Source organism: Ruminococcus sp. NATIVEDY160 (assembly GCF_045819885.1).
In the GTDB taxonomy this organism is placed as follows: Bacteria; Bacillota; Clostridia; order Oscillospirales; family Acutalibacteraceae; genus Ruminococcoides.
The window spans coordinates 2,391,130-2,405,199 of record NZ_CP162391.1 but is presented as its reverse complement, the minus strand read 5'-3'; the positions used below and the strand labels follow the sequence as shown (position 1 = coordinate 2,405,199).

Annotated in this window: 12 protein-coding genes; 2 read left to right on the top strand and 10 right to left on the bottom strand. The window is 57.0% G+C overall.

Translation table 11 applies throughout. The features are described from left to right. Positions 1-13: 13 nt before the first annotated feature. From hisS to AB1I49_RS11770, 10 genes are all read right to left on the bottom strand, one after another. Positions 14-1,309: a histidine--tRNA ligase gene (hisS, locus tag AB1I49_RS11815; RefSeq protein ID WP_405317248.1), complete on the bottom strand. Its 1,296-nt coding sequence runs from the start codon at positions 1,307-1,309 to the stop codon at positions 14-16. A gap of 152 nt (positions 1,310-1,461) precedes the next feature. Next, positions 1,462-1,857 carry a methylglyoxal synthase gene (locus tag AB1I49_RS11810; protein ID WP_316609525.1) on the bottom strand — a complete coding sequence of 132 codons (396 nt, stop codon included), beginning with the start codon at positions 1,855-1,857 and terminating at the stop codon, positions 1,462-1,464. Positions 1,858-1,910: 53 nt separating this feature from the next. Beyond that, positions 1,911-2,657, bottom strand: coding sequence for a septum site-determining protein MinD (locus AB1I49_RS11805; protein WP_316609524.1), 747 nt, complete (start codon positions 2,655-2,657; stop codon positions 1,911-1,913). Positions 2,658-2,798: 141 nt separating this feature from the next. After that, positions 2,799-4,517, bottom strand: a complete 1,719-nt coding sequence (locus AB1I49_RS11800; protein ID WP_407721070.1) for a penicillin-binding transpeptidase domain-containing protein — start codon at positions 4,515-4,517, stop codon at positions 2,799-2,801. Further along, entirely contained in the window at positions 4,507-4,965 is a 459-nt protein-coding gene (locus tag AB1I49_RS11795; RefSeq protein ID WP_316609521.1) for a hypothetical protein, read from the bottom strand. The genes AB1I49_RS11800 and AB1I49_RS11795 overlap by 11 nt, the downstream gene beginning before the upstream one ends. A gap of 7 nt (positions 4,966-4,972) precedes the next feature. After that, a complete protein-coding gene (gene mreC, locus AB1I49_RS11790) occupies positions 4,973-5,782 on the bottom strand; it encodes a rod shape-determining protein MreC (RefSeq protein WP_407721069.1) in 810 nt (269 codons plus the stop codon). After that, positions 5,779-6,792 (bottom strand): rod shape-determining protein, encoded by a 1,014-nt coding sequence (locus AB1I49_RS11785; RefSeq protein WP_316619786.1) that lies wholly within the window; start codon positions 6,790-6,792, stop codon positions 5,779-5,781. The genes mreC and AB1I49_RS11785 overlap by 4 nt, the downstream gene beginning before the upstream one ends. A 121-nt stretch (positions 6,793-6,913) precedes the next feature. After that, complete coding sequence (dut, locus tag AB1I49_RS11780; RefSeq protein ID WP_316609517.1) at positions 6,914-7,354, bottom strand: dUTP diphosphatase; 441 nt, start codon at positions 7,352-7,354, stop codon at positions 6,914-6,916. Between the two features lie 169 nt (positions 7,355-7,523). After that, a complete protein-coding gene (locus AB1I49_RS11775) occupies positions 7,524-9,584 on the bottom strand; it encodes a U32 family peptidase (RefSeq protein ID WP_316611308.1) in 2,061 nt (686 codons plus the stop codon). Then, on the bottom strand, positions 9,571-10,152 hold the full coding sequence (locus tag AB1I49_RS11770; RefSeq protein ID WP_316609514.1) for a cell division protein ZapA: 582 nt from the start codon (positions 10,150-10,152) through the stop codon (positions 9,571-9,573). The genes AB1I49_RS11775 and AB1I49_RS11770 overlap by 14 nt, the downstream gene beginning before the upstream one ends. Before the next feature lie 190 nt (positions 10,153-10,342). Between AB1I49_RS11770 and AB1I49_RS11765 the strand changes: the two genes are divergently transcribed. Both AB1I49_RS11765 and ilvB read left to right on the top strand, forming a co-directional pair. After that, positions 10,343-12,211: a glycoside hydrolase family 13 protein gene (locus AB1I49_RS11765; protein WP_316609513.1), complete on the top strand. Its 1,869-nt coding sequence runs from the start codon at positions 10,343-10,345 to the stop codon at positions 12,209-12,211. Positions 12,212-12,364: 153 nt separating this feature from the next. Further along, positions 12,365-14,032: a biosynthetic-type acetolactate synthase large subunit gene (gene ilvB, locus AB1I49_RS11760; protein ID WP_316609512.1), complete on the top strand. Its 1,668-nt coding sequence runs from the start codon at positions 12,365-12,367 to the stop codon at positions 14,030-14,032. Positions 14,033-14,070 lie beyond the last annotated feature (38 nt).

The window sequence follows — 14,070 nt, the reverse complement described above, 5'->3', positions numbered from 1 at the left end:
GAACTACCGGTTATCAAATCTCAAACGAGCTGTTGTCAGCGAGCTGCAAAACCGAGAACTTCTCCGCGAAGCTCTCGTCGAGCGTGAGCTCTGTCTGTTCGCCGCTTTCCATGTTCTTGAGCTTTGCCTTGTTTTCGGCGATCTCGTTGTCGCCGAGAACCATCGAGTAGCGCGCGCCGATCTTGTCGGCGTATTTCATCTGGGCGCGCAGACCTCTGCCGACAACGTCGGTTTCGGCGGTCAGTCCGCATTCGCGCACGCGCTTGAGCAGCTCAAAAGCCTTTGCCTTAGCGCCGTCGCCCATTGTGGCGATGTAGAGTGCGCAGGAGTTGGTGTCGGGAATCTCGATGCCCTGTGCGTCCATGACCATCAGCAGACGCTCGAGTCCCATCGCAAAACCCAGCGACGGTGTGTGTTTGCCTCCGAGCTCTTCCATAAGTCCGTCGTATCTGCCGCCGCCGCAGACCGTACCCTGAGCGCCGATGCAGTCGGTCACGAACTCAAAGACCGTCTTGGTGTAGTAGTCAAGACCGCGCACGATCGTGGGGTTGACGGTGTATTCAACGCCGGCGCAGTTTAGATATTTCTGAACCTCCTCAAAGTGCGCTTCGCACTCCTCACAGAGGTAATCGGTGATCTTGGGAGCGTCCTTCGCGATAGCCTTGTCCTCGGGGCTTTTGCAGTCGAGCAGACGCATGGGGTTCTTTTCGAGGCGGCTCAGACAGGTGGAACAGAGCTGCTCGCGGTAGCCGCCGAAGTATTCGCGCAGCGCCTGGTTGTACTTTGCGCGGCATTCGGGACAGCCGATGGAGTTGATTTCAAGTCTTACCCGGTCAAGACCGAGCCTGTCGAGAATCGACTGTGCGGCGCAGATAAGCTCCGCGTCGGCTACGGGCGACTGTGTGCCGTACTCCTCAAGTCCGAACTGGTGGAACTCTCTGAGTCTGCCTGCCTGGGGTTTTTCGTAGCGGTAGCAGGAAACGAAGTAGCTCGCCTTGATCGGCAGGCCGTCGTTTTCGAGGTTGTGCTCAAGCACCGCTCTCGCCGCGCCCGCGGTACCCTCGGGACGGAGAGTTACGCTCTCGCCGCCCTTTGTGTCGAAGGTGTACATCTCCTTCTGAACAACGTCGGTTGTCTGACCGACGCCGCGCGCAAAAAGCTCGGTGTGCTCAAAGACGGGAGTGCGGATCTCCTTGAAGCCGTAAGCTCTCGCTTCCTCGCGCATGATGCCCTCGATGAACTGCCAGCGGTAGCTTTGCTTTGGCAGGACGTCCTCGGTGCCCTTGATTTTCTTCGTAATTAATGCCATGATATACCTCCATATAACCTGCAAGGGCGCACCACCGTGCGCCGCTGCAAATTCCCATATACATAAGTATCGGGCGACATTACGCCGCCCGACGCTGAATTAACATTTTTATTGCCGCAAGACGCACGCAAGGGCGCACGGTACGGCGCAGATCACTTGAGAATATTTCTCCAGTCGAGGTCGCCGCGCTCAAGGCCGTGGATCAGAACCTCGGCGGTAGCGATGTTGGTGGCTACAGGCACGTTGTGCATATCGCAGAGCCTGAGCATATTCATATCATTGGGCTCGTTGGGCTTGGGGCTGAGCGGGTCGCGGAAGAAGAGGAGCATATCGACCTCGTTGCACGCAATGCGCGCCGCGATCTGCTGGCTGCCGCCCTGAGAACCCGCGAGGAACTTTTGGATCGTCAGGCCTGTCGCTTCGGATACCATTTTACCCGTTGTGCCTGTGGCGCAAAGGTTGTTGCGGCTGAGCGCGCCGCAGTACGCGATGCAGAACTGCACCATTAATTCTTTCTTTTCGTCGTGAGCTATAAGCGCAATATTCATATCCAAAATCCTCCAAACACTACAGAATTTCTAATTATCTGAAACTTCCAAATTTATAACATACCCTTGAGCACAAGGGGGCACGGCGTACCCTCAACACGCCGCGCGAGTCTTTCAAACGGGGTAAACGATGCTCCGCTCTCGATACCTGCGGCGCCCTTTTGCATGACGACCGAGATGTTGATATCGAACGGAACAAGCGAGATCAGCTGAGTCTGAGCCGCGTCGATCACCGCGTCGAGGTCGGGATAGAACCCGAGCTTGCGGAAAACTCGCTTGTCAAAGCGGTTGATCACCAGACGCGCGTCGTTGATGCCGAGCGCCTCAAGACGCTTCCTGACCTTGACCGCGCCGCGAACGCTTGTGGGTTCGGCGTTGGTGACGATAAGCGCGCGGTTCGCGGGTGCGGCAGCTGTGACAAAGCCTGAGCCTATGCCAGCGGGCGAATCGATGATCACATAGTCGAAGCTGCCCTTGAGCGCGTCCACCAACTGGCGGAACACGGACGGGCTGAGCTCGTTCTCCGCGTCGAACGGAGCCGCCATAAGAAAGAGATTATCGTTATTTTTACTTTTGTAGACCGCCTCGCCGAAGGCGCAATTGCCGCAGACGGCATCGGACGCGTCAAAGAGAATATCCTGCTCGATGTCGAGCATTATGTCAAGTCCGCGCATTCCGCAGTCGCAGTCAATCAGCAGCACTCTTTTGCCCTGCTTGACAAGGGAAACCGAGAGGCAGATGCAGACGGTTGACTTGCCTGTGCCGCCCTTTCCGGACGCCACAACGATCACATTGTTCATAATTACAATACCTCTTGTCTATTCTAACACAAAATTTCCAAAAGAGCAACAAAAGCGGAGGATTTTATCAAACAAATTTTTATTTATTATTTTGGGCATAGTGCTTAATAAGTTGTCGCAATTGTATAGAGTTATTAGTTATTAGTTTTGAGGCGGCTTGCTCTCAAAATAAGCCCTGAGCATTTCCTTTGCCGTGCGCATGGCAAATTTCGTGTTGGCGCCGTGCTCGATTATCACCGCCGCCGCCACCTCGGGCTTCTCAAACGGAGCAAAGCAGATAAACGCCGCGTGGTCGCTGCCCGCGTTTTCCGCCGTGCCCGTTTTTGCGCCGACCTCTACGGGGAAGTCCGAAAATTCGCTGTAGGCTGTGCCCTCGGGATCCTGAGTCACCATAAGCATGGCTTTATTCACGTCGTCGATATACTCCTGCTTTACGCCGAGGTCACAGATTTCCCCGGGCGCGGTCTTTGAGATTACTTCTTTGCGGCTGTAGTCGGTGATTTGCTTCACAAGGTGGGTTTTCAGCCGCCTGCCGCCATTTGCGATAGTTGCCGTGTAGGTCGCGAGCTGCATAGGCGTGAAGGCGTTGTCCGACTGACCGATAGCCGCCTGAACCGTGTTGCCGTCCGTCCAGCTTTCGCTGTCGCGCCCCGCGAGAACGCCGCGGCTCTCCTCGATCTCAAGTCCCGTGTATTCGCCAAGTCCCGTCTTTTCCGCGAGTGCGGACATTTTCTCGATGCCGAGCCGCCGTCCCGTTTCCGCAAAAAAGACGTTGCAGGAGTGTGCAAGGGCGGTGAAGAGATTCTCGCTGCCGTGGTAGTGCATGCAGGCGACGACGTTCGAGGGGTAGTAGTCGTAGCAGCGCGCGCAGTAGATCGTGGTTTCGGGAGTGATAATGCCGTCGCTGAGCGCCGCGAGAGCCACACATGGCTTGAAAACCGAACCGCAGGCAAAGCTGCCCGAGCACGCGCGGTTGAACATGGGCGCGGCTTCGTTCTCCGCAAGGCTGAGGTAGTAGCTGCCGTCGGAGGAGTAGCGGTTGAGGTCGTAGGTCGGGCAGCTTGCCGCCGCGAGGACGGAGAAATCGCTGACGTCGAGCATGACCGCCGCGCCTGATTCGCAGTCGTCAGCGCCGGCGTTTTTAGCCGCCGTGACGTTCTCGCCGAGGGCGGTTGCCGTTGCTTTTTGCAGTTCGCTGTCAAGGGTCAGCCAGACCGTGTTGCCGCGACGGGCTTCGGTGCCGCTGGCCGAGTCGCCCGAGATGATACGCCTGCCGCTTTTGCCGCGCAGCTCGTCTTCACAGGCGGCTTCTATCCCGAACTTTCCGATGCTGTCGGTCAGCTTGTAGTCCTTGTCCGATAGCGCATCGTACTCCTCGGCGGAAATCGCGCCGACTGAGCCGAGGATATGCGGCGCGAGTGTCGGCTGTGATGATGAGCGGACGTGATAGGTCTGCACCTCGACCCCGTCTATACCCTGAGTTTGCTCGCTTACGGCGCTGACACACCTGCGGCTGACGTCGTCCGCGAGTGTGAAAACACCGTCGGCTGACAGGTCGTCGTTCAATTTGTCGCCGCAGCTTTTGATTATATCGCTCAGCCTGAGAATCTCATCGTCGCTGAGCTTTGTTTTGTCGATCACGATTTTCCGCTTTGCAGTGTTCGTCACAAGACCCTTTCCGCTGCGGTCGAGGATCTCACCGCGCACAGCCTCTGTGGTAACGCTGACCGTACCCTCGCGCGCTGCAAGCTCGCGGTATTCCTCGCCGTGAACGAGCTGCCAGTCCGCGAGCCGTGCCGCAAAGACCGGAAACAGCAGCGACATGATTATTATGCAAATCGTGTGAGCCTTATTCTTCATCGCTCATTCTCCTGAAATTAATCACCGACAGCGGCAGTATGGCGAGATATGTCAGCGCCGCACGTATCAGGCACCGCTGCCATACCGCCGTGCCGAAAACAAGCCGTATTACAAAATCCGCGGAAAAAACCGCCGCGGCGGCTCCGAGCGAGAGCAGCCAGACCGACGGCAGGTTGCGGCGGAAGGCGGTGTGAAGCAGGGTCGACTGAAAGTAACAGAGAACCGTCAGCGTGACCGCGAAGAAGCCCACTGCACCCGATTCGAGGTCGGTAAGTACGCCGCAGACAGCGCCGTATATCGTCGCGGCAGTCACCTCGTCGGATGTGAGTGACAGCGCCGCCGCAACAAGAAAAAGCGGCTTTACGCCGCCTGCTTCGGGTGAGAGCTGCGGCGTGTTTTCGAGAATGTACAGCGCGAACAGCTCGATCGATATCAGCGCCGCGCGCAAAATACGCCTATTCAGCCTTGGTCACTCCTTTCTCCGTGAACGATATTACTACCGCCGCCTCGGTGAGCGATCCGTAATCCGCGGCGGGCTCGATCAGAGCGTACGACGACGCGTCGGACGTGTCTGTTCCGAGCTCGCTGACTTTGCCGACGATGACCCGCGGCGGATAAACTCCTCCGTCGCCCGAGGTGAGAATCATATCGCCTGTTTTTATGTGATTGCTTTCCGAGAGCTGAGTCAGCACAAGACCTCCGTCCTTTCTGACGAGGATACCGCTGTCCGAGGTCTCGCCGTCAATCACCGCGACCCTTGAGTCGGGCGAGAAAAGCGTTGCGACGCGGCATGACGAGCTGTCGGCAGCCGTGACCCGACCGACAAGTCCGCTCTCGCATATGACCGCGTTGTTGACCTTGACTCCGAGGTCTGAGCCGACCCCGAGGGTGAAGCCGCCGAAGTCGTCGGCTGATGCGCGGCGCAGAACGAACGCGGGCTTCAGCTCCAGCTCGGGCGCGTCCTTTTTCATGCCGAAATAACCCCACAGAGTCTTGTTCTCGTCCTTGAGCTCGAGGTTTTCCGCGAGGGCTTTTTGAAGCGCGGCGTTCTCGGATCTGAGCCTTTCGTTTTCATCGAGCAGCTCGTCTGTTGACGGAGTCTTAAGCTCTGCCGCAATCCTTGCGCTCAGGCTGAAAATCCCGCCCGTGACCGCGTTCCACGCGCTTTGCACTGGCGGGTTGTCGCCCACTGACAAAACACCCATCAGCAGCACAGCGATGAGTGTGAGCAGCAGGACTTTTCTGTTTTTGCGGCGGTTTTTCATCGGGACAGCCGTCTGAGCCGCGGCGTGTGATTTCCGCTGAGGCGTTTGCCCGCGCCGTCTGCCACACAGTCGAGCGGCTTCTGGGCGATGTGCACCGTCAGCCCTGTCTGCTGCGCTACGAGCATATCGATTCCGCGCAGCAGCGCTCCGCCGCCCGTCAGCGTGATCCCGTGGTCGATTATGTCAGCCGACAGCTCGGGCGGAGTCTGCTCAAGGGTCGACTTTATCGCGTCGATTATCTTCTCGAGCTGCGGCGACAGCGCGTCGCGAACCTCGTCGGCGGTGAGCGTTACGTCCTTCGGCAGGCCGTCGGACAGGCTCCTGCCCTTGACGACCATCTCCTCGTTTTCGCCGAGGGGAAACGCCGAGCCGATCTGGATTTTCACGTCCTCGGCGGTGCGCTCGCCGATAAGCAGGCTGTAGCTCTGTTTTACATGGCGTGTGATCGCGTCGTCAAGACAGTCGCCGCCGACCCGAACGGAGCATGACGAAACGATGCCGCCGAGCGAGATCACCGCGACCTCGCTCGTGCCGCCGCCGATGTCCGCGACCATGCTGCCGACAGGCTCGTCCACCGGCAGACCCGCGCCCATGGCCGCCGCCATCGGTTCCTCGATCAGAGTAACGGGCGGCTTCGCGCCTGCCTGATACGCCGCGTCCTCTACCGCCTTGCGCTCGACCTCCGTAACGCCCGTCGGCAGGCAGATCACCACCCTCGGCTTTGCAAACAGCCCTGTTTTGACCGCCTTGCGAAGAAAGTGCTGCAGCATCTTGGCGGTAATCTCAAAGTCAGCGATGACACCGTCCTTGAGCGGCCGCAGCGCGCTGACGTTTGAGGGCGTTCTGCCTATCATCTCGCGGGCGGGCGTGCCTACCGCGAGCACATTTCCTTCACGCGCGTCTATCGCGACAACGGACGGCTCGCGCAGGATAATTCCGCGCCCCCGTATGCAGACGAGGGTATTTGCCGTGCCGAGGTCGATCCCGACGTCCTTTGAAAATGAAAACATTTTTACACTCCCCTTGCAGTATAGGATATCGGGTTTATTGTACACCGCCGCGCGCGTATTATTTGTCGGATTATCGGGGCAAAAAGAAAAAGGGTGCCGAAGCACCCATAATTATTTCTTATTAATTTCGTCCTGTCGAGCCGAAGCCGCCAGCGCCGCGCTTGGTGTCGCTGAGTTCGTCAACCTCGACGATGTCGGGAGTGAACACGGGAGCTATGACCATCTGAGCCACGCGCTCGTTCGGTTCGATCACATAGGGCTTGTCGGAGACGTTGCACAGTCCCGCGCAGACCTCGCCGCGGTAGTCGCTGTCAATAACGCCTACGCCGTTCGAAAGACAGATTCCGTGCTTCACGCCGAGTCCGCTTCTCGCGTAGAGAAACGCCGCGCAGCCGTTGTCGGGAAGCTCGATCGCGATGCCGGTGGGTACGATAGAGAGCTGTCCGGGTGCGAGGGTGATCGGCTCGTCTATACAGGCGTAAAGATCCATTCCCGCGGAGCCTGAGGTGGCTCTCTGAGGGATTTTCGCGCCCTCTCTGAGCTTTCTGATTTTGAGTTCCATATTAACCATCCTTCATTTTGAGCAGTTTCCTGCATAAATTTGATTTTTGTGAGATTTATTTTTCGAAAAGGAAATTATCATAAGGAAATTAAAAATCCTCATATTTCGAAAGGAGAAAATTTTATTTTTCCGTTAAAAAATTATTTTAACATTTCACAATTTACACATATCATTCCACACCGCGGCGGTACAATCCGCGTGTAAAATTATCTTTCAACATCGAAAAGCGGTTAAAATCGGCGGTTGTTTCCACTTTTTCCACATAGTTTTCCACACTGAACCGCCAAATGTTGAAGTCCGCGGAGAGATTTGAAATTTCCTGCGAAGCAATATAAAGAGGCACGCAATTGAGTACCTCTGTGCAGCCGCCGTCGCATTTCAGCGGGAAGTGCTTGCCTTTTCTGTCCGTCATTTTGCTCTGGTTTTTGCAGGATTTACAGCTGATGCCCGCGCTCTTGTTCGGACAGGCGCGGCACAGCATTACGGGCAGGTGTCCGTAGCTGATTATACCCCTCGGGATTTTTCCGCCGAGGCGGTTTATCCGTGAAAACGTCAGCTCAAAGCTCAGCTCGACGTCCTTGATTCCGTATTCCTCAGCCCAGAGCAGGTCGTAGGTGTTGACGAGGTTAAGCCCGAACCCTCCGTGGATTGTAAACCCTTCCTGCTTTGCAAGGTAGACGGCTCCGAGGTTGCCGCACAGCGCGTGACTTATGCCGAGCGACCTGACCTTCCGAAGCTGCGCGGTGATTGATTTCTCGCGCCCGAACATTCCGCGCGGAATCTCAACGCCGATATTATAGCCCTCGTTTTTCAGCCGCTCAAGCTCCCTTGTGTCGGCGAAGAGCGGAACGAAAACGAGGTCGAGCTCCCTGAATCCCGCGCCGAGCTTCGTGCCCGTGACCCTCGCGCGCTGTTCATTGCTCTTGCGGCGGTAGGGTTTGAAATCGAACTTTTTCGGCGGATTAATACTGTAGTTGTGGCGAACGCTCCGCGCGCGGTCAAGCTCCTCGAGAGCGGCTCTGCGAAGCTGATTGATCGCGGACAGCGGCAGGCTGACATTATCGCCGAGGTCGAGCGTAAGCTCTGTCATTTTGTACGCCGTGCCGCCTGTCTTGCTCAGCTGTGCGCGGCACTTTTCCACGGAGAGCGCGACCTTCTGCGCGGCCTCGCAGTTCATTTCGGTGGTTTTTGTGATGACGAGCGCGCCGTCGGTCACGGTGAGCGCTGCAGGCTCGCCGACACGCGCCGAAAACGCGGCTGTGATATCAACGTCCTGCACCTCGTCACGGTATCCTGCGCGGATAGAGGAGAGGAGCTTTTCGTCGGCAGAAACAACATCGCCCTTGGTGCGCGTGCCGAACATCTCTTTCCCGATTCTGCCCGAGAAGTAGCCGTCGGTGAAGCCCGTCCGCGAGAAAACCCCTCGCAGCATCTCAGCCGTCGCGTCAGTGATGAATCCGAAGTCGCGCTGTTCCCTGCACGCGCGGACAGCCGCCGCGACGTACTCGGGGCGCTTCATTCTTCCCTCGATTTTGGCTGAGTAAACTCCGATTTCCTGCAGCTCGCCGAGCCGCGGAATCAGGCTGTTGTCCCTCAGGCTGAGCGCGTGACCGCCCTTCTGTCCCTGAACGGAAAACGGCAGGCGGCAGGTCTGGGCACAGGCTCCGCGGTTGCCGCTGCGCGAGCCGAGCATAGCCGAGAAGTAGCACTGTCCCGACACGCTCATGCACAGCGCGCCGTGGACGAAAACCTCGAGCTCGATCGGGATTTTCGCGCATTCCTTAATTTCGTCGCGGCTCATCTCGCGCGAGAGCACAACGCGCTTGAAGCCCATCTCATGCAGCGCTCTTACGCCCGAGGGTGTGTGCACGCTCATCTGCGTCGAGGCGTGCAGAGGCAGGTCGGGCGCGATTTCGCGTGCGAGCCGCGCGACTCCCATGTTCTGGACGATAAGCGCGTCCGCGTCGGCTTCGGCGGCGGTTTTTATCGCGTCGGCGAGCTCTTCGAACTCGTCATCAAATACTATAGTGTTGAGCGTTACGTACAGCTTTACGCCGTGAATGTGGCAGTAGGCGACGGCTCTTTTCAGCTCGCCGGGGTCGAAATTATGCGCCGACGAACGCGCGGAGAACTGCTTTTCTCCCACATAAACCGCGTCCGCGCCCGAACGGACGGCGGCAATGACGCTCTCAAAGCCGCCCGCGGGCGCTAAAATCTCAATGCTTTCCATGCTTTTTCTTTTTGCCCTGCTTTGCGGGATTCACGGGCATTTCGGGCTGCTGCGGTTCCTCGTCGTCAAAGAGCGAGCCCTGTTCCATTGGCACGTAACCCATCAGCCTTTCGGCGCGTTTTTCCTGGACGGTTTTCTCAAACTGCTTCTCCGCGTCGGTTTTCTTCGGCTCAAACCTGCGCAGTCGCTCGTTGTCCTTGTTGAGAACGCGGAGCTGTTCCTCGAGGGCGCGGATACGCTTGCTCAGCCGCGTGTTCTCGTTGATCGCGTCGGTCAGTCTGCCCTTGTAGTCCGCGCATTTTTTGTTGAGCTCGTTGGTGTGCTGCATTATCTGGTCAGCCTTCACCACCAGCTCCTTGTTGCGGCGCTTTTCCTTTTTGCTGTCGTCGCAGTAGTCGAGCGCGACAAGGATCGCACAGTCGCGCACGTCGAGATTTTTGGCGGAACGCGACGCCTTGAGGAGATTCTCCGATACTTCTGCCGCGATTCCCTTTACGTATTCCTCGTCGTCCTCGGTGATGACGACGTAGCTTCTTCCGTCAAGCTGGACGCTTACTCTTTTTTTCACAGTACCACGCTCCAATATTTATACATATAATATTATATCATGCGCAAGAAGCGTTGACAAGAATTATTACATGGCTGTCATATTGAGCGCAGCCTCGTTTACAATATTAAAATACAGTTGAATTATCTGTTGAAGCGTGGTACAATATAGTATATATGTGCATTTGTACGGCAAAAAGAGGAGGGACTTTATGCCTACACCGTTTGACTCTCAAAAATTATTCTACCGCTCGCCCTTCGGCGCGGTTGAACAGGATACAACCGTGCGTTTCCGCTTGCTTTTGCCGCGCGCGGAACGTTCAAAATACACCGAGCTCTGCGTCAAATACGACTACGACTACAACTGGGAATATATCAAGCTCATCTGGTGCGGCGCGTTCGACGACGCCACAGAAATCTGGGAGTGCGAATTCACTCCCGACCGCGTAGGTCTGTACTGGTACAGCTTCCGTCTGCAGACACCCAACGGCAACCGCTATCTGCAGCCTGCCGACGCGTACAAGATCAGCACCATTGAGGATTCACCCGGCAGAAGCTGGCAGCTTACCTGTTACAAAAAGGGCTTCGAAACCCCGAAGTGGCCTGTCGGCGGCGTTATGTACCAGATTTTCCCCGACCGCTTCAATTTCAGCGGCGAGGAAAAGAAGCTCAAGCGCAAGGACTTTACGCGCAACAAGGACTGGTACGCTCTTCCCGTATGGCAGCCAAACGAGCACGGCGAGATCACAAACTCCGACTTCTTTATGGGCGACCTCAAGGGCATCACACAGAAGCTCGACTATCTCGAGAGCCTCGGAGTGAGCTGCATCTACCTCAACCCGATCGTCGAGGCGTACTCCAACCACCGCTATGACACGGGCGACTACTCACGCATCGACCCGATCCTCGGCACCGAGGACGATTTCAGGGAGCTGTGCGAAAAGGCTAAGGCGCGCGGAATCCACGTTATCAACGACGGCGTTTTCTCTCACACAGGCTCCGACAGCAAATACTTCAACCGCTCGGGACGCTACGGCGACGGCGGCGCTTACCGCGACCCCGATTCGCCTTACCGCAGCTGGTACAAGTTCTACGACTGGCCCGACAACTACCACAGCTGGTGGGGCTTCTACACTCTGCCCGAGGTCATAGAAACCTCGCCCGAGTTCAACGAGTACATCAACGGCGAGGACGGCATAGTCCGCAAATATATGCGCATGGGCAATTCCGGCTGGAGACTCGACGTAGCCGACGAGCTGCCCGACGAGTTCCTCGAGAACCTGCGCAACAGCGTAAAGGCTGAGAATCCCGAGGCTATCGTCATCGGCGAGGTCTGGGAGGACGCGAGCAACAAGGAGAGCTACGGCGCAAGGCGCAAGTTCCTGCTTGGCTATCAGCTCGACTCCGTTATGAACTACGTTTTTCGCGGCGCGATAATCGACTTCTGCCGCGGTCAGGACGCGCGCTACACGATGGCGACTATCATGAGCGTCATCGAGAACTACCCCCGACCTGTGCTTAGAGTACTGATGAATTCCCTGTCCACCCACGACACCGAGCGAATTCTCACGCTCCTTGCGGGCGAGCCGCTCAACGGAAGGGACAGAGCGTGGCAGGCTAATACAAAGATGACGAAGGAGCAGAGAGAACGCGGTCTGAGGCTGCTCAAGATCGCCGCCGCGATGCAGTATACCCTGCCGGGCTTCCCGTGCGTATACTACGGCGACGAGGCAGGCATGGAGGGCTACAAGGATCCGTTCAACCGCTGCTGCTATCCGTGGGGCAGAGAGGACAAGGAGATGGTCGAGTACCACTCACGTCTCGGCAAGCTCAGAGCGAGCTGTTCGGCTCTCTGGGACGGCGATTTCATCAACGCCTACGCCCAGGGCAAGCGCCTTGCGTATGTCCGCTACGACCACGAAACCGCGATTTACTGCGTTTACAATATGTCCGAGGAGGAGATGGTTCTCGACACTCCGCCCGGATATTCCAACGCGCGGGCATTCTTCGGCTCAAGGCTCGAGAATCACAAGCTGTACCTCAAGCCCGTGAGCTGCGAATTTCTGATTACCGATCTATAAAACAAGAAGGAGCGTGAGCACTGCCCGCGTTCCTTTTTTATCGCAAAACCTTAAAAACACCGCGAAACTGCCGGCTGTCACACTTGACATCAGCGCTTTAATGCGGTAAAATAAAGGATAAGCGTTAAAATAGTTATATAAGGGGTTATATTTATGAAGTTAACAGGCGCGGAAATCATCTGCGAATGTCTGCTCGAGCACGGCGTAGACACCGTGTTCGGCTATCCCGGCGGCGCGGCTCTCAATACATACGACGCGCTCTACAAATACAGCGACAAAATCCGTCATATCCTGACCGCCCACGAGCAGGGCGCTTCTCACGCGGCTGACGGCTATGCCCGTTCCACAGGCAAAACAGGCGTTGTGCTCACGACCTCCGGTCCCGGCGCTACGAACATAGTAACGGGTCTTGCCACCGCTAATATCGACTCTATCCCGATGGTTGCGATCACCGCCAACGTCAACACCGACCAGCTCGGCCGCGACAGCTTTCAGGAGGTAGACATCGTAAACATCGTCAAGCCGATCACCAAGGCGAGCTTCCTCGTCGAGCGTGTTGAGGATCTTGCTCCCACTATCCGCAAGGCGTTTGCTCTCGCAAACCACGGCAGAAAAGGCCCCGTTCTTCTCGACGTGCCGAAGGATCTGACCGCTCAGACAACGGATTACGAGCCTCAGGAGCCTATTCCGCCCGAGCTTATCCAGATCAAGAATCCCGACAGTATCCGCAGGATCCAGAAGCTCATCGCAAACGCCAAGCGCCCGATGATCTACGCGGGCGGCGGCATTCTCAGCGCGGACGCCTGTGAGGAGTTTGTCGAGTTCGCTGAGCTGATCGACGCTCCCGTATGCTGCTCGCTGATGGCTCTCGGCGCGATCCCCGCGTCGCACCCTCTCTGCGTAGGCAACATCGGCATGCACGGCGGATACGAAACAGGTATGGTCACTGCCGAGTGCGACCTCATGATTTCCTGCGGCGCGCGCTTCTCCGACCGCGTTGCGGGCGATCGAGAGAAGTTCGGCGAGCAGGCTAAGATCGTCCAGCTCGAAATCGACGAGCGCGAGATAAATAAAAATGTCCATGTTGACGAGTACGTCCTCGGCGACCTCAAGCAGAGCCTCACAGCCCTCGCGGCAGGCATGGAGCAGCAGAAGCACCCCGAGTGGCTCGAACAGATCGAGGTCTGGAAGCACCACTTCGACAACGAGGAGCTTTACAATGACGAGTTTCCGCAGCCGCAGGATATCATCGATGTCGTAAACAAGCTCAAGCACAACGACGATATCATCGCTACCGACGTAGGTCAGCACCAGATGTGGGTCGCCCAGTTCGCAAAAATCGAGGGTCAGCGCACTCTGCTCACCTCGGGCGGCATGGGTACTATGGGCTTCGGCATGGGCGCGGCTATCGGCGCTCAGATCGCCAATCCCGACAAGCGCGTGTTCCTCTTTACGGGCGACGGCAGCTTCCACATGAACCTCAACGAGCTCGTCACCCTCAAGTCGTATAACCTGCCCGTGATCGTGCTCGTGATGAACAACTCCGTTCTCGGCATGGTTCGCCAGTGGCAGAAGCTGTTCTACGGCAGCCGCTTCTCTCAGACCGACCCCCACAGAGCGACAGACTTCGTAAAGCTCGCAGAGGCGTTCGGCGTAACGGGCATGAGAGTTAGCCTCGACACAGAGATCGAGCCAGCTATCCGCAAGGCTATGGAGCTTAACGGCCCCGTGGTTATCGACTGCGTGATCAGCCCCGACGAAAACGTCCTCCCGATGATTCCGCCCGGAAAGACGATCAACGAGATCGTCACGGAAATGTGAGTGCGTTAGTTTGATAATTAAAAATATTAAAGCCGCCA